This window comes from Nanhaiella sioensis, assembly GCF_046557775.1.
In the GTDB taxonomy this organism is placed as follows: domain Bacteria; phylum Bacillota; class Bacilli; order Bacillales; family SM2101; genus Nanhaiella; species Nanhaiella sioensis.
Genome location: NZ_JBKAEG010000001.1, coordinates 2754311 through 2776374 on the forward strand (window position 1 = coordinate 2754311; position 22064 = coordinate 2776374).

Consider the following 22064-nt stretch of genomic DNA (forward strand, 5'->3'; position numbering starts at 1 on the left):
ATTTGGGGCTGCTTGTCTTTATTACATTGTTGATAGAGGTTTTAACCTAAAAAGTGAAAATAGTTTCCTTAATAGATTAATGAGTATAACAGTAATTTCTTAGTTGGAAAACTAAGCGAAAACAACCAAAGTTCAAGAAGGGAATGTACTTATATGTATTTAAAGTTTCCACGCACCTTTTAACAATTTGATACCTTCTATAATCTCAGCTTCAGATAAGCCTCCATAACCTAGTATTACTTTAGACTCTTCATGCTTTGTAGATTCATCGTAATATGTTGATAATGGATATACTTTTACACCAACCTCTAGAGCTGAAGTAACAAGCTCTTCCTCTACCATTTCGTTACTAACTTCTAGAATAATATGTAGCCCTGATTTTTCGCCAATGATATTTACTTGATTCCCAAAATCATTAGTAATAGATGTTATTAACATATTTTGCTTCTTCCGATATAATGTTCTCATTTTATTTAAGTGACTGTCCCAATACCCTTCTTTCATAAATCGAAATAATGTATCTTGATGTAACCTTGAAGCTGCTTGTTTATAAATAGAGAAATACTCTTTATACCGATCTATTAGATGTGGAGGTAATATCATATAGCTTATACGAATAGATGGAATTAACGATTTTGAAAAACTTCCTAAATATATTACATTGTCATACTTATCGAGACCTTGTAATGATGGAATTGGTTTTCCTTTGTATCGAAATTCACCATCATAGTCATCCTCAATGATATAGCCCTTGTTTTCATGAGCCCATTTTAATAAATCAATCCTGCGTGAAATAGGCATAACCATTCCAAGCGGAAACTGATGGGATGGAGTAACGTAAACAACACTCGCTCCGCTTTGTCTTAGCGATTGCATATTAATTCCGTCTTCATCAACAGGAATTGCAGCTGTCTTATTTACTTGATTTTTTATAACAGCCATTGTTCCATTAAATCCAGGATTTTCGAATGCAAATACATGGTTTATTCCTATTATTGTGCATAATTGACTTATTAATTGCTGTGTGCCAGCTCCAATCACTACTTGGTCCGCGGAACATCTAACGCCTCTGGATGCAAAAAGATGTTTTACGATAAGCTCTCGAAGTGATATTTCTCCTTGCGGGTGCCCAAAATTAAAGAGTTCTCCCTGGTCTTCATATAATGACTGGATAGTTAATTTTCTCCATAATGTATACGGGAACTTTTCTAAATCTACTCTTCCGACGTTGTAATCGACTTTAATGTTTGTACTTTCTGCTTTTCTATTATTGATTTGTAGTGGGTGAGGATGATGATGAGATAACAATATGCTGTTATCTAAATCCGTTACAAAGTATCCTTTTCTTTGTATGCTTCTTACATAGCCTTCAGCACATAACTGATCGTATGAGGCCTGAATGGTGTTAAGGCTAATACCTAGATGTTGTGATAACTTTCGTTTAGACGGGAGTTTTTCTTTTGGTCGAATACTTCCGGCTATGATTTCTTTTTTAATATAATTAGTCAATTGAATATAAATAGGTTTTTCACTCTTAGTATTTAATATGGGTGTTAATTCAATCACTGTGAATTCCTCCATTTATTCCTGGTACCATTCATTTTATGAAAACTGATACTTTTAATTATATCAATCTATGGTTAAATATGAATAACAAGCGATAGGAGTCAGTTGAACTTTATTGAAAACAAATGTAAATAATCAAGATGTATTTTTATAACGTACATAGGAATCATTCAACACAAGGTATGGTCAACTAATGATTGTAATTGTGCATGTTATTCAAACTTATGATATGAAGTACAACTTGTTTAATAAATTAGAAGGGGAGTTTGTTATGAAATATAGACCTTTAGGTAATACAGGTATTCGTGTATCGGAAGTTGGGTTTGGCTCATGGCAACTTGGAAATAGGAAAGATTGGGGAGAAATGAATGATGACAAAGCCATTAAGCTAGTTCATGAAGCTATTAATCAAGGCTGTAATTTCTTTGATACGGCACCTAACTATGGATTAGGAAAAAGTGAAGAGTTGTTAGGAAAAGCATTAGTTAGTAAAAGAGACCAAGTGATTATTAATACAAAATTTGGCCATCATTCGAACAATACTCAAAATTTTGATGTGAGCTTATTACGTCAATCACTCGAAGGAAGCTTAAAACGTCTAAATACTGATTACGTCGATTCGATATTATTGCATAATCCTCCGTTTCAATTTCTTAATGGAGAAAGTCCTCATTATGAATTACTAGAGCGTTTAAAAGAAGAAGGAAAAATTCGTGCATATGGTGCTTCGGTTGATTCAAGTGTTGAATTATTCGAATTACTAGAAAGCACAAATAGTCAAGTGATTGAAGTCATGTATAACATCTTCCATCAGGAGCCTGCTAAAGCATTTCAATTAGCAAAAGATAAGGGTGTTGGCCTTATTATTAAAGTCCCGCTAGATTCTGGTTGGCTTTCTGGTAAATATAATGCACATAGTACATTTGAAGGTGTGCGTAGTCGTTGGTCGAAAGAACAAATTGAAACAAGAGCAAAATTATTGTCTAAGCTACGTTATCTTATAAACGATGGGTCAACGATGGTGCAAACTGCTTTACGGTATATTTTAGCTTGTCAGGAAGTCTCGACGGTTATTCCAGGAACGAAAAATATTCAACAGCTATATGAAAATAATTCAGCTACAGAAAAGGCAATGTCAATAGATATGGTCAAACAAATACAACGGTTTTGGGAAAAGGAATTGCAAAATCAGCCGTTACCATGGTAGACGTTCTTATTTGATAGCTTTATATTGCTCTTTAATTTTAATAGTTTATCTTGTTGATTCAAGCTATTATTGAAAATGTTTGCTTACTAATTTTGTGAATTTAACAAAATTGAAAGAATATTAGGTTGAGGGGAAATGTAACATGGCAGTGTGGGAAAGGTGGGTACCAATTGAAGGAATTCCTTCAAAGATATATAATTCGGCACTTATAGATAATAAGGAAGGACTGACGTTAACATTTATTGATGAATATGACGAGACAGAGATAACGATGACATTTGATGTAGGTGTATTGTCTTATTCAAATACTGAAGAAGGCTCATTAATTAAAATGCTATATTCACTATATAACAATTATGACGAAAGATTTTATAGTGAGTGGTCTCTATTCAAATTAGGTGATTCGGAATATTTAAGTTGGTTTCTTGAAGAGAATGGTGGTTTATACGACACTATTAATATTAGTCATTACGTATTTCTTACACCAAATGATGTAATAGAAGTGTTGTCAAAATACCCACCTACTATAGCATTAACAAAGCTTGTTTAAGGCTCTTTTTGTAATATAGAAGATAAAACTGTCGTTTTATACAAGACAAAATACCCCGAATATTAGTTGTATACGTATATATTTCTTCGCACGAAAAACAACAATCTAAACGAAAGAAGCTTATGACGAAAAACAACAATTAATGCGAGAACAGCCTTGTTTAGAGATGTAGGTGGTTTATTTTTTAATAATCTCATATGGTAGCCCAAGTAAAATAGCTTGTTAGGAAATTCTACTATAGAAAAAATTGAGATTAGTTTACCTGACAACTAAGTTAAAACTTATTAATCTATTGATAGCACTTTTCTTTTTAAATAATCATGAACGACAGTGCTCATTAACTTTGGGAACTGCATCCACATATAGGCGTGCTTAGACCCTTCAATATGCTTAATTTCACTTTTTCCTACTAATGTAGAAAATTTTATCATTATTTCTCTAGCCTTTAAGTTGTGCCACTCATCATCACTCGGTAACATGAGAATAGGACATTTAACTTTCTTATAATATTCTTCAAACTTAACATCCCAATAATGTTGAATATATTCCTGTCTTGCAAGTAGCGGAAAACAGTTAGTAAAGTATCCGTCTTCAGTTTTTGACATATTATGTTTAACAAAATTTAAGAAATGTTCGTTCCATATACCTTGCTTTTTAAAGTCATTTTTCATTGCATTAACGAAATCATCCTTTGTGTTGAAAGCTGGTCTTGTAAAATTCATTAAATCTATACGTCTTTTGTCAATTGTTTCTGTTTTTATTTCTTCACTATCATTTATTAAGCCATAAGGTCCAAATTCATTGTATAAAGCCCCTTCACATATAATTGATTTGACCATGTCCGGATATGATGAAGCAAAGCTTAATGCAATTTCTGCACCTAATGAGCTACCTACAATATGACACCTCTTAATCCCTAATTCTTTTAATAACAAATTCATATCAGCTGCCATATCATCAATATGATAACCCTCTTTTGGACTATCTGACTTCCCATGACCTCTTATATCTGGAACAATTAAATTAAAATGATTTGTAAAATATGGGATAAGACTATCCCACATATGGGAATTCCCAGAGCTAAAATGTAAAAAAAGAATCGTTTCTCCTCCAGGAATTGAATATCTGACATTGATACTGACCCTATTCTTTAGCGTGAATAATTGTTCAATCAATTTTGCTTCCCTCCTAAGCTGTTTCTATATTCCTTTATTAAGAGTGATTACTGTAGACTTACTAATTCAAAAATAATTATAGCAAAGCAACTCTGACATATACTTGTCAGGGTTGTTAATGTGTTTTTACATTGACACTTTTCGTAAACGTTGTTTTTTATAAAATTACCAAAGTAAAAAAGAAGTCTTATGTCATTGTCATCATATATAGAAGAGAAGATGCCCCGAAACAATAGTTGTATCCATGTATAGTTATTAGTAAGAACAACAACTATACATGCGAAAACAGCCTTTACTTACAAAGGCATTATTGTGCATAATACAGTATTCAATAGGAGATATGTAAACAGAACAATTAATTACATTGGTATTTATGATTCACTCAAGGAAATAGATATGATCACTGGGTTATAGGATAAAAAATACATAATTAGTTCAATATTAAAAATATATCAATTTTTTTTGATATATAACTTGCAATATATTCTCACGTGGGATATAGTATTAATTAATCAAATAATTTTGATTTATAAAGAAATGAAGAAACATTTAAGCAAGAAACGAATGCATGTTCATTTCATGAACAATTTAAACACTTGAGATTTTGTGTAACATTTTTTTAAAATGCTGACATAACCAAACAAGAAATAGAAATTTATTATCTTTAAATTTAAGTTGTCAGATTCGTTCTACTTGTTGTTCATTTTTTTTGATCTATACATCAAAAAAAGTTGATATATATTATTCATTAGGAGGTAACAAAGTATGAAAATTCATGTTGGTTTAAATGTAACAAATTTAGACGCTTCGATTGATTTTTATGCGAAGTTATTCGGAACAAACCCAGCAAAGGTCAAACCTAACTATGCGAAATTCTTGCTAGAAGAGCCAGGGTTAAATTTCACATTACGTCCTGTAGATAGTGTAGCAGGAAATCACATTAATCATTTCGGCTTTCAAGTGTCTAGACCAGAAGAGTTAATAAAGAATAAAGAAAGATTGGAAACTCAAGGGTTCTTCTCTAGAGATGAGAAAGATACAACATGTTGTTACGCTAGGCAAGATAAATTTTGGATCACTGACCCAGATGGCCATGAATGGGAATTCTTTTTCACCAAAGAAGACACTGAGGAAGACACTATTAATAATAATTGCTGTGCTTAATATGAAAAGGGAGGGAGAAATACTTATGAATGATTATGAGTATGAACAAATGATGAAAGAACAAATGCGCAAACTGGATTTGATTAACAGAGAGGCATGGAAATATGAGCCCTTTTATCGATCAAAGATGTCTATCTCAATCAAATCCCTCTATTCTAAATTAACTAGAAAATTATTTCGAAAACAACAACCTGTACCTTGCTGCATAAGCTAACTATATTGAAACTGCCAAAGATCAGTTGAAAAGCCTGATCTTTGGCAGTTTTGTTTCATAATTTTATTGGCTTCCTTGATTCATTTGGGCTAAATCCTGCATAACGTCAGCGGCAACATCAGCCAATAGCTCTGAAATGTGAATTTCTCGAGATGTTTGTGCGCCATGTTTTAATACTTTGCCTATCAAATATTGTGTTTTTTCTTCACCAGCACGTTCGATAAACATTTTGCGTTCAAGGTCGATGGCTGCTTGTTCATCTTTAAGTGCTAAATCAACAATATCCTTTATCATGTCTATATTGCGATGATCAAGGAAAGTTAATGGAGGTACAACTTGCTGTAGCATTTCTTCAATAGAATCTGATGGAATATGACGTGTAATCAGACCAAAGCGCTCGGCAGTAGGAGCATCCATATCTGCACTCGTCAAGAGGAATTCTAAAGCTCTTGTACGGCCTAATCGTCGTGCAGCTTGTACACTTCCTTGTCCACCTGGAGGTATGTTTGTACTTAACTCGGGTTGAGCGAACACTGCATTTTCAGTTCCATATACTATATCGCAAGCCATAACAAGTTCATTTCCACCACCTCGTGCTGCACCGTCAACGATTGCAATCGTAATAGCACGCATGTTCTTAACGTCCTCAATTAGTTGCATAAAATTCTCCGTTCCTGTTATACCTTCTTCTTTACGATTTATAACAAGCACATCTAAGTGAGCACTGAAGAAATGTTTATTGTTTGAACGGAAGATGACCACTTTATTATGCTCATCCTTATTTAACTCACTTATTACTTGTTGCAATTCAACTATTAGATCATTTGAAAGTAAATTTACTTCACCATGATCTATGAGCAAAGTTGTAAACCCCTCACCTTTCTGCACGGTTACACTTGTTTTATTCAAAATGCTACCTCCCTTTTTTATTTACTTTAGTTAGTCTTTCTTTCATCAAAGAAAATATTATTTTTTATTTGAATTATGCAATGTATGAAGTTCTTTACTAGTACTGATAAATAGCAATAGCACGACTTTTTTTCATATACCTAAAAGCTCTAAAATTATGAATATTTGATAGGAAGATGGGGGTTTATCTGAACCAATAAGGTATACATGTATACTGCTTAGAAGAAAAACATCATTTAATGTAAAAGTAGCTTACTGAGTAGATTTTGTAATGTACAAAGAATCTTTCATCATTGAGGCATAATAGAAGGGAAGGATATTACAATATTTAGAAAAGACAATACCTTGTAGCAATAAATATCTTGAAAAAATTTGTATCTGACCTTTTAGTAATAGTCTAAAAAAACATGCCATTAATAGTCCGGTTTGTACATAAAGTGTTAGTAATTGTTAAAGATTATGTGATGACAAACTACCCTTTTGGTGCAAATCACAAAAGTATTATCTGGATGTACGAATAACAAATTATACTGCATTTAAATATGGGAAGGGGGTATAATAAATCACTGTTAATATCTTTAATTAAAATATCTTGAATTAGAGATAATGTTAGTGTAAACTATTTATGAAAGAAAAGAAAAATTATAAGGAGTGAAGCATCATGAGTTTAAGACCATTAAAAGGCAACCATCATGTTTCTGCCATAACAGCTAATATAAAAGAAAACTATAATTTTTATATAAAAACACTTGGTTTACGTTTAGTAAAAAAAACGATCAACCAAGATGATACTTCTATTTATCATTTATTTTATGCAGATGAAAGAGGAACTCCAGGGACAGATTTGACTTTTTTTGAAATCCCTAATGCTGGAAGAACTTACAAAGGAACCAATAGTATTACCTTAACAGCGTTACGTGTTAAGAGTAATGATTCCTTAACCTACTGGAAAGAGAGGTTTGAACATTTAGGTGTAGATCATGATGAAATCTCTCATCATACTGGAAGAGCGACATTAAGCTTTCGTGATGTTGAGGGTCAACGACTGGTTCTTGTATCAGATGAAAATAATAAGGGCGTTCAAGGTGGGAAGCCGTGGGATAAGAGTCCAGTACCAGTCGAGCATGGCATTGTTGGGTTAGGTCCTATTACTTTAACTGTAGCACATGCTGAATCCACTGCAATATTTTTAACAGATATTTTAGGCTTTCGTGAAACTCGAAGCTTTCCTTCCTATGCAAAGGAGCAGGATACAAATATTCGCGTTTTCGAATCAGGTGAAGGAGGTACTGGTGGTGAGGTTCACCTAGAAGAACGAAGTGATCTTCCAATTGAGAGACCAGGAAGTGGAAGTGTTCATCACTTGGCTTTCCGTGTTGAAGATCGAGAAGAATTAACCAAATGGGTGGAGCGGTTGACTGAGAGCAGAGTGGCGAACTCTGGATTCGTTGAGCGATACTATTTTGGCTCCTTATACTTCCGTGAACCGAATGGGATTTTGTTCGAACTTGCAACTGATGGACCCGGATTTGAATCAGATGAGGACTTTGAGACTCTAGGTGAAAAGTTAGCTTTACCACCATTTTTTGAAGGTCAAAGGGAATCTATTGAGAAGAAATTAAAGCCACTTGATACTAAGGAATAAACAGAGGAGAGGGATAACTTGAAACATATATATAAACAGGGAAGTCGACCAGATTTACCAACATTACTTCTCCTTCATGGGACTGGTGGAGATGAAAAAGATTTATTACCTCTTGCAGAAATCATTGAACCAAGAGCATCTATATTGAGTGTAAGAGGGAATGTAGATGAAAACGGAATGGCACGTTTTTTCGCGAGACTCCGAGAAGGAGTATTTGATGAGAAGGATCTAGTGTTTCGCACAAGTGAACTTAATAAATTTATCGACGACAGCGCTAATGAATATGATTTTAAACGAAATAATGTAATTGCGGTTGGTTATTCAAATGGTGCAAACATTGCTGCGAGCCTTATGTACCATCATAAAAATGCGTTAAGAGGCGGTATATTATTTCATGCGATGGTTCCACGACGCGGGATAACACTTCCTCATTTAAATAATCTACCAGTGTTCATCAGTGGTGGTAAACATGACCAATTAATTTCTACTAAGGAAACAAAAGAGCTTGTTAGAAATCTTGAAGAATCACATGGACAAGTTACAGCGTATTGGACAGAAGGAGGGCATGAACTTCGAACGGAAGAGCTTAATGCCGCAAAAATTTGGTTTGAGGAAAATTTTATTTAAACGAAGGCTGTTGACGAAACTCAACAGCCATATTTTTAGTTTCACATAGCGTTCATAAAAATGTTATTGCCTATATTCTTCGGAAGTGGGCTTTTTTTATGTATGTACAGTAGATTCACTATTTAAGATTAGGAGATTTTTAGCTTGAGGATGGTCAAAAGTAGGAAAAAATATGATTTAATGGTATAAACTGTATCACAAAAGAGGAGATATGTAGTTTTTTTTATAATGCAGTTTGTAACGTTTTCATGGAACGAAATCATGCTCAAACGAGATTGAGTTAAAAAAACGTAAGACGAATATAATGACAAAGTATTGTATTACAGGTGGAGCAGTTGTCGTAGATAACGAAAGGAATATACTTCTGAAAAAAGATCCTACTAGAGGATGGGAACTGCCTGGTGGACATGTAGAAAATGAAGAATCGATTTCTAGCTGTGTAATAAGAGAAGTTAAAGAACAAACGGGAATTGATATAGAGATATTGAAGTTTTGTGGTATTTCACAAGATATAAAGAGCAATATGTGTCATACTTTTTAGATAGCTCGACCTGTTGGAGGACAAATAACTACATGTAATGAAAGTTTAGAGGTAGGTTTCTATAGTAGCCATGATGCAATGGAAATGATACAGCGTGAAGATTTTAAGTATGAACTTCAACAATGTTTAGATGAAAAGGAGCATCCTTTTTATATACACAGTTGACTGAGTTGAGGATTTCACACCATTCATACTGAATATGGTAAAAAAGTTATATTAACATAAGGCTCATTATGTTTGTTTCTATTGAGACTAAATTAGAATAACAACCAATAGACCTCATTATAAATGATGGAAGATGCCACTAAAGCTTGTAATATGAAGATTTTTCATAGTACGAAAAGTAGCAATAAATAGGAAAATATTCCAATGTATATAGTGTAGAGTAAGTGTTGGCTTTTGCTATACTCTTTTAATTTTTTTGGCCAAGTAACTTTTCTGCTCAACTTCTCGTATTATTTAGCTATATGAACTTTTGGAAAGCTATATATTGACTTCATGTAAAAAGAATTTATACAATATAGATAATTGTTATCTACTGATCTTTTCGTAATTTTGTTGATATTTCTAGCAACAACTTTACTGCTAAACGAGATCTTATGCGATAGCATGGTTTTTTAGAAGAAGAGATGTCACAAAATTCTAGTTGGATCACGTTTAGTTTTTATTACGTAAAACAATAATGACTGAAAACAGCTTTATGTATAAAGGAGAAATGGTAATGCAATACAGCGTAGGTGTTGAGTACGCGCTTCATAGCTTAGTTTATTTATGTTCCACTTCAAATATTGGACCCATAGGAATTAAAGATTTAGCAAAAATACAAGGGCTATCAGAAACATATTTATCCAAAATTTTCACGAAATTAGTAAAAGCTGATATTATTACTTCAAGTACAGGCGTGAAAGGTGGATATGTATTAACGCAACGACCTGAAAATATTACTTTTTGGGATGTAGTAAGGGCAATTGAGGGAGAGAAGCCATTATTTCAATGCAGGAGAATAGTTGACAAAAATATGTTTAACGAGCCATGTAGCGAAGGCGAATGTTCTTCAGACATACCTTGTCGAATAAATCTAACGATGTTAGAAGCTGAAAATAAAATGCGGGATTATTTAAAAAGTAAAACTCTTTTATGGTTAAAAGATACATTGGATCAAGAATTACCAGCTGAAACGATTGAAAAAACAGCAGAATGGTTTGATGAGCATATAAAACCTTAATTAAAACCTGAGAAATCCATTGACGCATTATTTTAACTCACCTAGTTCATTAATGAAACTAACTAGGTTTTTTTGTGTTTTTACACAATGATTGAATCTACAAATAAATTACAAATTGGGAGTTGACAAAAATAAGAAATAATATGTATAATCCAGATAAGGGTTATCTATAAAAGCAAAAGCTAATACCATGTTCGTCGTAATTAGATCAATCAATAATTAAAATCGATATTAGTTATAGTAGTTGGGGCTTCACCTAAATTTTTTTGATTTCTATTACAGATAACTCTTATCTTAATTATATCTGAAGAAGGAGTGTTCATTAATGAAGACAAGATTTATTATGGGAGACGTTGATCCGGAAGCATATAAAGTTATGTTCGGCTTAGAAGGGTATGTATCTCATTCTTCAATTGACAAAAAAATGTTAGAGCTTATTAAAATCCGTGCGTCACAAATTAACGGGTGTGCTTTTTGTATTGATATGCATACGAGAGATGCTAGGAAAAATGGAGAATCAGAAGAAAGAATATATGCCTTAAACGCATGGCGAGAAACGGATTTTTATACTGACAAGGAAAGAGCGGTGTTAGCACTAACCGAATCTATTACATTAGTATCAGAAAAACACGTACCTGATGCTGTTTATGATGGAGTGAAGAATCTCTATTCAGAAAAGGAAATTTCAGAACTAATTATGTCCATTATTACAATAAATGCATGGAATCGAATCGCTATTGCTACACGTATGATGCCGATGAAAAATGAACAGTAAATACAGTCAAGGAACTTGAAACAAGTCAGGTGGAAATGAACGCCACCTGACAGACGAATGTAAAAGAAAGGTAGGACTTTTGGGTTAAAATGAAGTGGGAGACCTATAGCATTTTCAATAATCATGAATTTCTAGTTTTCTCATAAACTGTGTTTAATCCATAAAAAAATATCTGACTTTTTGACATATTAACTGTTTTCTGAAATTTAATTATTAGTATAATAATAAATATTTAATATGTTTAAAAGGAGGTTATGATATGGATTTGTGGCGAAATAAAGAGTTTTCTATATGTACGAATAACGAGTACTTAAATTTAGATATTATTCATCGTTATTTGAGTGAAGAAGCATACTGGTCAAAAGGGATACCGATGGAGAACATCATAAAATCTATAGCAAATAGTTCGTTATGCTTTGGGGTATATAAAGGGGAAGTAGGAACAGAGGGGTGTGCACAAGTTGGCTTTGCAAGAGTAATTTCAGACTTCTCATCTTTTGCTTACCTTTGCGATGTATTCATATTACCGGATTTTCAAAAATTAGGTTTAGCAAAATGGTTATTGGACATTGTTAACAATCATCCCGAACTTACAAATGTTCGAAGATTTATGCTTGCGACGAAAGATGCTCATTCGTTATATACGAAATACGGTTTTGAGCATATTAATAATCCAGAATTCTTCATGCAAAAGGTTCGTAAACCTTCGTATCAACAATAACTTGCAATAAAACGATGTTATGTTGTCGGAATAGGCTTATAATCTGTACGGTTTAATTAATTAATCAATTGCAAGATGTATATATCAACAAAGAGAATAATTGATTATCTATTTTACAAAGAATACTTCTTATTTAGGTATTCTTTTTTTATATTCTTATGTCTATATATCATCATGGTTTCGTCAGATTACTTGAACGCACAAAGAGTCACTGGAATGAAACTTCTCCAACACTTACAAGATTCTTATTAATTACGACGTAAATTGTCGTAGTTGTATGCTAATTTTTATTTAATAGCACAACACATTATTTTGTATAAGACAGTTTTCGTATTGTTGTCGTACGAATATCGGGAGGTATTTTGTACAAATAACAACAAAACTTACGACAAGGACTATTAATAAAGAAGGAGTGCAATTTCAGTGGCAGAACCATTAAAGAATATGTACACCGAATCATTTTTTATTCAATTTGCTAATATTGTTAAGGAAGCGTATCCTCAGTTTGACTCAAATCATTTTACGAAGCTTATTTACTGTGATGACTGGGATTCAAAAGAATTAAAGCAGCGAATGAGACATATTACAATATGTTTACGTGAAACATTTCCTCCTTCTTATGAAGAGGCATTAGCTATACTATACAGCATTGCACCACGGTGTCGAGGGATTGAATATTTATTCTTTCCTGATTTTGTTGAAGTATATGGTCTTGAACATTGGGATATTTCTATAGCAGCATTAGAACACTTTACAAAGTTCTCGACCTCGGAGGGGGCTGTAAGGCCATTTATTATTGCCTCCCCAAAAATAATGATGGAACAAATGCTTCAGTGGGCAAAGCATGATGATCATCATGTTAGACGACTTGCAAGTGAAGGGTGCCGCCCAAGATTACCATGGAATATAGCATTAAAAGATTTGAAAATTGATCCAACACCTATTTTGCCAATACTTGAATATCTCAAAAGGGATTCATCTGAATACGTAAGGAGAAGTGTGGCGAACAATTTAAATGATATTTCAAAAGATCATCCCCATATAGTGAAAAAAATTGCCAAAGAGTGGTATGGTCATGATTCTCACACTAATTGGATAATCAAACATGGCTGTCGTACACTCTTGAAGCAGGGAGACCCTGAAGCTTTAATTCTATTTGGCTTTGATACTCCTGAAGGAATTACAGTCGATCAGTTATCTTTATCATGCGAAAAGCTAACTGTAGGTGATGATCTAACATTTTCTTTCTCTATTACAAATACATCAAAAAGACCAAAAAAACTCCGTGTAGACTATGAAATTCACTTTGTAAAAGCAAATAACAAAACTTCAGCAAAGAAGTTTAAAATAACAGAGAATACATTTGTAGATACAAAAACCTATACGAGAACCCATTCATTTAAGGATCTATCAACTAGAAAGCATTATGAAGGATTGCATATGTTAAAAATCCTTATAAACAGTGAAGAAAAAAAGCAAGAAAATTTTTATTTGTACAAACCCGTTTAAATATGATCAGATTAAAGCTTATATAAAAAAAGCTGACTGAAAAGGTTAGCCAAGTTAAAATGAAAAGGGATTGCCCAATAGATATAAACCTTTGGACAATCCTTTCTTCATATCTTCCATTTGTGTATAGAAATACTATTCTTCCGTTTAGGTCCTTTTAATATTTTTCAATAACTCTAAAAACGAGCTGAAAATGTCCAACCTTTATCATTTTTTTCTTTAATCCTTGCTAAGAAATATCTCTAACATTGATCCCCACTTCTTTAGTTTTAAAAAATACGTAAAATGCTTCTAAACCTTTTATCCTGTAAAAAAAGAGTAGGTTATACACAACAGCCATCGCTGCAAAAGAAAAAAGGTGCTACGAAAACAAATAGCTATCAACAGCTTATTCACAATCACCATGTGTTTGTGGAGTGGATCTACAGTTTTGTTATTCGCTTTGATTCGTTGTAGGAAAACAACGAGTGATGATAACTGATATATAAGTTGGTCGAGATAACACAAAATGATTCGGTCATTCACATATCCATACATATTGAAAACAGCTAAAATAATTCCTAATAAGCTTATGTTTTCAAAAGTGGAGGTGTGTCATGGAAAATAAAGGAGATAATCAGTCAGTTCATTTTCGTAATGATATACAGCTATCAGGAGTCTTTCAGGAAAATGAAATAAAATCATTGAAGGGAGTTAAGTGGAAGTTTCAAACTGATGGAAAAATATATTCTTCTCCAATAGTTTTTGATGACACTGTATATATTGGAAGTGAAGATAAGCATTTCTATGCAATTGATAAGAAAAATGGGGAAGTAAAGTGGTGTTTTCCAAGCGGTGGAGCGATACGTTCTGCAGCTAGTATTGCCAATGAGCTGGCATACTTTACTTGCACTGACGGCTTTCTTTATGCTGTCCAAATTGATTCAGGTGAGCTATTATGGCGTTTTGAAACAAACGGGGAAGCTATGGTCGACCCCTGGGATTACTTTCTTTCATCACCTATAGTAAGTGAAGGAATCGTCTACTTTGGTAGCGGTGATCATCATATATATGCTGTTCATGCTCTAACAGGAGAAGAAATTTGGAGGTATAAGACTGGAGGTGTAGTACATGCAACACCGGCAATATACAATCAAACATTGTTCATAGGTAGCTACGATGGTTATTTTTACGCACTACATATTCAAACTGGGAAAGAAAAATGGGTGTTTAGGACAATAGGAGACAAATGGTTTCCGAATGGCGACATTCAAGGTTCGGCATCTGTTTCTAATGGGACAGTCTATTTTGGTAGTCGTGATTTCAACCTGTACGCGATAGACGCTGAAACAGGCAGAGGTGAATGGAATTATAAAGTATCAGGAACTTGGGTTATTACAACACCAACTGTGAAAGATGGGCTTGTCTTTTTTGCTTCATCAGACCATTCTAAAATGTTTGCGATGGATGCTAAAAGCGGGCGAGAAAAGTGGAATTTACCCCTCCATATTAATACGTTCGGATCAAGTATAATAGCACATAATACTTTATATTTTGGAAATATGAACGGGAAGTTTTATGCTCTTAACTTACACACAGGAGAACAACAATGGGTATACCAAACCGAATCAAGTAAGGAAGGCTTCGAAAAATGGTTAGATGATGAAGGTAAGTTAGGTGAAGAACTTAATGAACAACTACGAAATGCAAAGGATATTGACGAATATAGTAAAGTTTATGATACGATTATGTCATTAGGGTCAATCATTTCAACCCCTTTCATTGAAAATGGATCAATCTATTTTGGTAGTACTGATGGCTGCATTTATGCACTTGAATAATAGGTGCGGACATTTATAATGAGCTTATCACAACCTACAAACTTCAGGAGTGGAGTATGAATATCATAAAGTTTCCGATACCCCCATTTCCTTTATTTGTGAATGGGGGCCAATATGTATTTAACAAGGGAGATCGTCATTTTAGAAGGACATTTCCTGTATTCGATTTACTATATGTAAAATACGGAAAAATATTTATTACTACGAATGATGTCCAATATGAAATAAATGAGGGGCAATATCTTATTATCCTTCCAGGTGAGGAGCATTATGGACATAAAGACTGTATAGAAGGTAGTCAGTTTATATGGCTGCATTTTCAGTATGAAAAAAAGTATGACTTAGAAGTAAATGAATCAATTGATTGGTCCAACATCGTACAGAACATCCCGTCATATATAGAACCAGCAAACCTACTTTTGAAAATTCCTCAATATGCTAAGATACGAAAAAAAGAATATATGGAAAGGTTGATGGATCGAATTATTGCTTCTAATGACCTGCAAAATCCTGAATTATATTTATACCAACAAATATATTTTCAAGAATTTTTTGTTCAGTTACAAAAAGAAGCAATGACTGTTCAGAATACGTCTGAGAAATTAACAGAACAAGTGATCGTTTATATAAAAAATCATTTTCAAGATCAGGTTACTTTAGATAATATAGCAAGAGATTTACTCTACCATCCAGATTATATAACCCGGTGTATGAAAAGAACAATCGGGGTGACACCGATTCAATTCCTAACTCAATACCGACTCTCTCAAGCGAAACATATGTTAACTAATTCAGATGAAACCATTAATTCAATTAGTAAAGGTGTAGGCATCAAAGATTATGCTCATTTTTCAAAGTTATTTAAGCTACATGTAGGTGTCAGTCCTGCAATATACAGAAAAGAGACTCAGCGAAAATAATAGGACTTTGTCTAAAGACCTATAAAACTATGAATTTGACCTGTAAATGTGCCAATTTGACCCGAAAAACATAGAATTTGACCCGAAAAAGTATAAATTTGACCCAATAATGTTTGTAATAGACCGATTAAACAGATAGACAGCAAAATATAGATCATTCTTATGCAGGAAAGCTAAATTTGTAGATAGAATATATATTTACAAATGATAGAAGGAGAGATGATATGATTGTAAAGCCCCGCACCACCCCCATCTATATTAAAAAACTAGAAGCTTTAGTGAGAAGACTTCCGCAAAGTCACCCAAAAAGGGTAGGGATTTCAGAACAGCTATCTAAGCGTTTGGCTGGCTTTAAAGGAGAACAAGAAATAGATTTTCCACTAAGCTTTCTTCCTGAAGAAGAATATCACCTTTTTCATGATTTAAGGCTATTTGATGGAACTCATTACTTTCAACTTGATACCCTCATTCTTTCTCAACGTTTTATCCTCATATTAGAAGTTAAAAATATTAAAGGAACCCTCTATTTTGACTCCCATTTTAACCAACTCATACGAACGATAGATGATATAAAAGAGGGATTTCCTGATCCCATTTTGCAAGTGAAAAGACAGAGTGCTCAACTAGCAAAGTGGTTGCGGATAAGTAACTACCCCATAATTCCTATCGAAACGTTTGTTGTTGTTAGTACCCCTAGAACGATGCTTCAAACTTCCTCTAATAATCAATACATTTACAATAAAGTGCTCCATAGTGCAACACTTCCTTATAAAGTGAATGAAATACACAAATCACATCAGAAGGAAGCTCTTCAATTCAAGCAGCTTCGTAACCTTTCTAACGAATTTATTAACAAACATGTGCCATTAGAGGTGGACATACTTCTTCAACAAAACATTTCTCAATCAGATATACAAACAGGTGTCCAATGTCCTAATTGCTTCTTTCTTCCTTTAGAACGAGATTGGGGTAGATGGAGATGTTCACAATGCAGCACAATCTCAAAAGATGCCCATGTACAAACTTTTGAAGACTATGCTCTCTTAATAAACTCTACGATAACCAACTCATCTGCTAGAGAGTTCTTGCAAGTTTCATCCAGTACAATTGTGAAAAAGATATTGTCTTCGATGAAGCTACCTCATAACGATCTCAAAAAGGGGAGGAAATATTACTTAAGTTAGCTAGTCAAACTGTAATTTAACCTTAGAGTGAAGTGTCGACATATTAGTTTTGTAAAATGAGATCTGCCTTTTTCTCAGGAAGTTCATTTTGTAAGTAAAATGCTTCTGCTTTCCAATACCTATTTTTAAACTTCGTGATGTTTCTCTGTGTATTTGTACTTTCACGAAGAAACCTATGATCCCTCGGACAATCTAAATAAACAACATAATCATAAAATTCCCGCCACTCGTATCGCTGAAGGAAAACCCCTTCAATGATAATGATACAATTTTTAGGAAGAGAGATGCTTCTCACTTTGCATGAGTCTGAGTCACCTTCATAATAAGGAAGATTGAGCTCGGTTGCATGTTTAAGTTGTTTGAAAAAATGCTCCTTTAGCCAAGCTTTGTTCCACTGTAAATGATAATACTCATACCACTCTTCTTGCCCAGTATTGTAACGGTTTTTTCGCTCAACGATGTGGTCATCAATATGGAAGGTATGATATGGAATATTTAATTCTTGCAAATGATGACTAAGCTTACTTACAAGCGTAGTTTTGCCAGAACGACTTAAGCCATCAATGCATAAAATAAATCGATTGTTGTATTCGGTAGTAGTAAGAAGTTGTATTAATGAATTCACATTATGATCCAAATTAAAAAACCCCTTTTAGCTATTTTCTAAATTGTTGTGGATGTTCAATACGTGTTGAAAGAACTAATACTAGCCTTAATCTAAAGGTTTGATTATTAACAATCTGTACACCCATCATATTCAGTATTGATACAATTAAGACATGATTTATGCTCACTCGTCATACGTCACACTTTGTTTGAATTTTTAATTTACACGTATCAAGTTGCATTTTGGAAATTATGTAAAACTAAAATCATAATAACAAAGTTTGCAAAAATATTCCTTCTTTACTTTACATAAATAAAGGATGTTTTCGCACGGATTGTTGCTTTTTGTATTAAGACATAAGCACGTATACATCTAGTGCTGGTGGCACCTTTTCTACTTTCTTTGACATCAGAACCCATCTTATTGTCCATTATTAATAACGAAAAGAGCAAAAAAAATCAGTAAGGGCTAGCATGATATAAATATAGCCCTTACTGACTTTTAAGTTATCTCGTTCTTGTCACTCGATTAAAAATAGGATCTTTCAGCTCAAATTCATAAGTGAGACCGTTGACGATTCCTACAACGTGATGACTATCATAAAGCTCTAACATAAATGCTGCCATTTCTTTGGCAGTATGATATTTAGGAATAACGCCTTCATATTGAAAATCTTCAGCATCAATTGAGTGTTTTCCAAATTCTGTTTCTGTTGCAGCAGGAGCCAAAACCTTTGCTTGCATTTTTGCATTCTGATCTGTTAATTCTTGAGCAAGCCCTTCAGTAAATGCACTTACGTAAAATTTAGTTGCACAGTAGGTTACAGCATCTGCAACAATTGTATAGCCGCCACCCGAAGATACATTGATAATCTGGGTACCTTCTACATTTGAGTAGTCACGTACATACAGTGAGGATAGTATCGTTAATGCTTCAATATTTAAATGGAGCATTTTTTCTATTTTATTTAAATTTTGTTCACCAATTCCTGCAAAATTTCCAAATCCCGCGTTGTTAATCCATGTTTCTATGTCTAAATCTTGGAGGTCTTCATATAGTTTATGTGCGTTTTCAATTACCGATAAGTCAACTATTCGTATGATAACGTCTAGGTCCGGAGCTACCTGTGCGATTTTGGACTTCAATTCTTCCAACTTGTCTTCTCTTCTAGCAACAATAACTAAGTTTTTTCCTCGAGCGGCAAATGCCAAAGCTGCTTCATATCCAATTCCAGAACTTGCACCTGTAATGACGGTATATTTCATTTATCAAATTCCTCCTTGACTCATTTAAATTGATTCTTCTCACATAGATTGTTGTTTTTCCTACTGAACAATAAAGCCGTATACAATTAGAATTCGTGGGATGTTTTCTTTTATAAAACAATATCTTTGCCTTCTAGTTTAGGAATTATAACAACAAAGTTTACGAACAGAGTCCTTAATTTCAAACTGCAATGTAATTATATTCCTTAGAGCTTACTCTAAGTCAAATGGTTTTTATTTTTTTAGACTTTAGAAAAATAGCCACTGAACTATATCGAGCTTCTCAATTGTGGATGGTTGCAAACGAGCAATAATTGAATTGATATTGTAACCAATAACGACTATTATTATGCTATACGATATATCGTATAACATAATATATGTAATGATAAAGGTGATAATATTGAATGAAAATGAGCGAGCACCAATGACTGAGGCGATGTATTATGTTCTTCTGACTATACATAAACCACTTCATGGTTATGCAATCATGAATGCGATTAGAGAAGCGTCTGGTGGAAGAGTGAATATGGGACCAGGAACACTCTACGGTATTTTGAAGCGTATGGAAAAAGACAAACTCATTTTTTTAGAAGATTCCGATGGAAGGCGCAAAAACTATCAAATTACTTCAAGTGGTCGTAAAGCATTTAAACAAGAATATATGCGTCTTACTAAAATGGTAGAGGATGGGGATGTATTATTTAGAGGGGAAGATTCAAATGAAAAATAAGCTAAAAAAGAAATTCTTATGGCTTGAGAGTTGGTATATTGAGGAGCAGGAAGCATGGTTTTCTAATATGACCTTAGAAGGATGGAAGTTGATAAATATCGGTCATTTCTTTGCAACATTTGAAAAAAGTGAACCAGAAAAAGTGAATTACAGATGTGATATATTCAAAGTTAACGATCAATACTATAACAGAATTGATTTTTATCAACAGGCTGGTTGGGAACATATCGGCTCACGTGGTTTCGTTCAAATATTTAGAGGAAGTGACGATGTTACATCTGAAATTCATACTGACGCTAGTGAACTAGCAGAAACTGTATCTCTACTTAAAAGGGATATTACTAAAAGGTGTTGGATGGTTCTATTTCTTTCAATAATAATTATTATATTGCAAATGAGTACATTATTTATCGATCCTGTTGACAATTATGTAGAAGATAACTTCATAGATGCAGCAGTAATGATACTTATTTACGTTAGTGTTTGCTTTAATATGATTACTGGCATGTTCCATTTGTCAAAGCTAATGAAAAAAATGAAAGCGGGGCATTTATTCGACCGTAAATTAGATTACAAGAAGAAAATGAATCGGAGTAAAATGATAGGAAGTGGTACGATTGCGCTTGCGACGATTTGGATGATTTATATAGTGAGTAATACTATTATGTACATTACTCAAGAAAGATTCCCTGAAATCCCCAATAAAGAACTACCTATCGTTCACATGTCAAATGTATTTGATAATTTTGAGTACGTTACAAGGAATGGTGAGATTGATAGACGGGCAAATTTTTACACAGAACAATCGAGTATTTTAGTACCTAATTATTATGAACTTGAAGAGCAAGTTATAGTCCCGAATACGATGTGGGATGACAAAAGTGGCGTTTATCGTCATTCACTTAAATCTTATGGGTATGAAATAAGGAGTGAATGGTTGGCAAAAACATTTACACAATCTTTAAAAGATAAATATACTAATGACTATGATGGGTTTTACGAGCAACAATTTCATAGTGAATTTGATGAGCTATGGCTTAGGAAAACCGATACTAAATCTGATTTTATTGCGAGAAAGGGTCGTTTTGTTTATCGGGTTGTATATCGTGGAATGGAGTCGACTGAAGACATAATTGACCTATCATTTGCCAAAGTGCCAAATTAATACGAAAGATTCCCTTGACAGCTTCATTTGAGAAGATACCAAGGGAATTTTTGTTTACATCTTTCTTTGTTCGTTCTTTTTCAATTCATCCCATTCACTTAAATAAAGCATCTCATTTAAATCTAGCGGGTCACCTTCTAATACCGAGACAAACTCTAAACTGTTTCCATCAGGATCATAAAAATAAACTGAAGCAGCAGGCATCCAAGTAAATACGATTGGTTCAATCGGTTCTCTACCAAAAAAATCTTCAGCAAGCCTAATATCTCTGTCCTCTAACCATTCTATTGATGTTTTTAGTTTTGCTAATTGTACGCTGAATGCAAAATGTCGCTTTGCAATTTCTTGCCCGGCTGGTACTTCCCATAGGCCAAGCATTTGTTCCTTATTTCCAATAAAAAAGAACGCGCATTTTCTTTCATGAATTCGATGCGCTAGTTGAAGTCCGAGCTTTTCAAAAAACGAAATGCTTTGTTCTAAATCTTTCACTTGTAAATGGGTTTCGTATATACTCTGTATCATCTAAATCACTCCAATTGTTT

22 protein-coding genes are annotated in these 22064 nt (G+C 33.6%); 16 read left to right on the forward strand and 6 right to left on the reverse strand.

Annotated elements, in window-relative coordinates; translation table 11 throughout:
• Positions 1–159: 159 nt before the first annotated feature.
• Positions 160–1566 carry a MocR-like pyridoxine biosynthesis transcription factor PdxR gene (pdxR, locus tag V1503_RS12690; RefSeq protein ID WP_410627381.1) on the reverse strand — a complete coding sequence of 469 codons (1407 nt, stop codon included), beginning with the start codon at positions 1564–1566 and terminating at the stop codon, positions 160–162.
• A 271-nt stretch (positions 1567–1837) separates the two neighbouring features.
• On the opposite strand from pdxR, the gene V1503_RS12695 reads away from it, so the two are divergent.
• Entirely contained in the window at positions 1838–2773 is a 936-nt protein-coding gene (locus V1503_RS12695; protein ID WP_410627382.1) for an aldo/keto reductase, read from the forward strand.
• A 142-nt stretch (positions 2774–2915) separates the two neighbouring features.
• Positions 2916–3323, forward strand: coding sequence for a hypothetical protein (locus V1503_RS12700; protein WP_320257713.1), 408 nt, complete (start codon positions 2916–2918; stop codon positions 3321–3323).
• Between the two features lie 284 nt (positions 3324–3607).
• Here the strand turns inward: V1503_RS12700 and V1503_RS12705 are convergent, their stop codons facing one another.
• A complete protein-coding gene (locus V1503_RS12705; RefSeq protein ID WP_410627385.1) occupies positions 3608–4498 on the reverse strand; it encodes an alpha/beta hydrolase in 891 nt (296 codons plus the stop codon).
• Between the two features lie 765 nt (positions 4499–5263).
• Between V1503_RS12705 and V1503_RS12710 the strand changes: the two genes are divergently transcribed.
• Together V1503_RS12710 and V1503_RS12715 are read left to right on the forward strand one after the other, a co-directional pair.
• Entirely contained in the window at positions 5264–5662 is a 399-nt protein-coding gene (locus tag V1503_RS12710; RefSeq protein WP_410627387.1) for an ArsI/CadI family heavy metal resistance metalloenzyme, read from the forward strand.
• A gap of 25 nt (positions 5663–5687) precedes the next feature.
• Entirely contained in the window at positions 5688–5876 is a 189-nt protein-coding gene (locus V1503_RS12715) for a hypothetical protein (RefSeq protein WP_214481152.1), read from the forward strand.
• Between the two features lie 63 nt (positions 5877–5939).
• On the opposite strand, the gene V1503_RS12720 is transcribed toward V1503_RS12715, so the two are convergent.
• Complete coding sequence (locus tag V1503_RS12720; protein WP_410627389.1) at positions 5940–6785, reverse strand: enoyl-CoA hydratase/isomerase family protein; 846 nt, start codon at positions 6783–6785, stop codon at positions 5940–5942.
• A gap of 661 nt (positions 6786–7446) precedes the next feature.
• Here V1503_RS12720 and V1503_RS12725 point away from each other — a divergent pair.
• The 10 genes from V1503_RS12725 (at position 7447) to V1503_RS12775 (ending at position 17752) form a co-directional block, all read left to right on the forward strand.
• Positions 7447–8430, forward strand: coding sequence for a ring-cleaving dioxygenase (locus V1503_RS12725; RefSeq protein ID WP_410627391.1), 984 nt, complete (start codon positions 7447–7449; stop codon positions 8428–8430).
• An 18-nt stretch (positions 8431–8448) separates the two neighbouring features.
• Positions 8449–9057, forward strand: coding sequence for an alpha/beta hydrolase (locus tag V1503_RS12730; RefSeq protein WP_410627393.1), 609 nt, complete (start codon positions 8449–8451; stop codon positions 9055–9057).
• A 304-nt stretch (positions 9058–9361) separates the two neighbouring features.
• Complete coding sequence (locus tag V1503_RS12735) at positions 9362–9598, forward strand: NUDIX hydrolase (RefSeq protein WP_410627395.1); 237 nt, start codon at positions 9362–9364, stop codon at positions 9596–9598.
• 721 nt (positions 9599–10319) lie between these two features.
• A complete protein-coding gene (locus V1503_RS12740) occupies positions 10320–10823 on the forward strand; it encodes an RrF2 family transcriptional regulator (protein ID WP_214481148.1) in 504 nt (167 codons plus the stop codon).
• A gap of 325 nt (positions 10824–11148) precedes the next feature.
• The gene (locus V1503_RS12745) at positions 11149–11598 is read left to right on the forward strand and encodes a carboxymuconolactone decarboxylase family protein (RefSeq protein WP_320257718.1); all 450 of its coding nucleotides are present in this window, start codon (positions 11149–11151) and stop codon (positions 11596–11598) included.
• A gap of 259 nt (positions 11599–11857) precedes the next feature.
• Positions 11858–12319, forward strand: a complete 462-nt coding sequence (locus V1503_RS12750; RefSeq protein ID WP_214481146.1) for a GNAT family N-acetyltransferase — start codon at positions 11858–11860, stop codon at positions 12317–12319.
• A 444-nt stretch (positions 12320–12763) separates the two neighbouring features.
• Positions 12764–13828, forward strand: a complete 1065-nt coding sequence (locus V1503_RS25110; protein WP_436976275.1) for a DNA alkylation repair protein — start codon at positions 12764–12766, stop codon at positions 13826–13828.
• Positions 13829–14424: 596 nt separating this feature from the next.
• Positions 14425–15648 (forward strand): outer membrane protein assembly factor BamB family protein, encoded by a 1224-nt coding sequence (locus tag V1503_RS12765; protein ID WP_410627403.1) that lies wholly within the window; start codon positions 14425–14427, stop codon positions 15646–15648.
• A 56-nt stretch (positions 15649–15704) separates the two neighbouring features.
• Positions 15705–16568 carry an AraC family transcriptional regulator gene (locus V1503_RS12770; protein WP_410627405.1) on the forward strand — a complete coding sequence of 288 codons (864 nt, stop codon included), beginning with the start codon at positions 15705–15707 and terminating at the stop codon, positions 16566–16568.
• Between the two features lie 224 nt (positions 16569–16792).
• A complete protein-coding gene (locus V1503_RS12775) occupies positions 16793–17752 on the forward strand; it encodes a nuclease-related domain-containing protein (protein ID WP_410627407.1) in 960 nt (319 codons plus the stop codon).
• A 43-nt stretch (positions 17753–17795) separates the two neighbouring features.
• Here the strand turns inward: V1503_RS12775 and V1503_RS12780 are convergent, their stop codons facing one another.
• Positions 17796–18389 (reverse strand): kinase, encoded by a 594-nt coding sequence (locus V1503_RS12780; RefSeq protein WP_410627409.1) that lies wholly within the window; start codon positions 18387–18389, stop codon positions 17796–17798.
• A 476-nt stretch (positions 18390–18865) separates the two neighbouring features.
• On the reverse strand, positions 18866–19624 hold the full coding sequence (locus V1503_RS12785; RefSeq protein ID WP_410627411.1) for an SDR family NAD(P)-dependent oxidoreductase: 759 nt from the start codon (positions 19622–19624) through the stop codon (positions 18866–18868).
• Between the two features lie 403 nt (positions 19625–20027).
• Between V1503_RS12785 and V1503_RS12790 the strand changes: the two genes are divergently transcribed.
• Both V1503_RS12790 and V1503_RS12795 read left to right on the forward strand, forming a co-directional pair.
• A complete protein-coding gene (locus V1503_RS12790) occupies positions 20028–20357 on the forward strand; it encodes a PadR family transcriptional regulator (RefSeq protein WP_410627413.1) in 330 nt (109 codons plus the stop codon).
• Positions 20347–21522: a DUF2812 domain-containing protein gene (locus V1503_RS12795; RefSeq protein ID WP_410627415.1), complete on the forward strand. Its 1176-nt coding sequence runs from the start codon at positions 20347–20349 to the stop codon at positions 21520–21522. Before V1503_RS12790 ends, V1503_RS12795 begins: the two co-directional genes overlap by 11 nt.
• A 54-nt stretch (positions 21523–21576) precedes the next feature.
• Here V1503_RS12795 and V1503_RS12800 read toward each other — a convergent pair whose 3' ends face one another.
• Positions 21577–22044, reverse strand: a complete 468-nt coding sequence (locus V1503_RS12800; protein WP_410627417.1) for a VOC family protein — start codon at positions 22042–22044, stop codon at positions 21577–21579.
• Between the last annotated feature and the right edge of the window lie 20 nt (positions 22045–22064).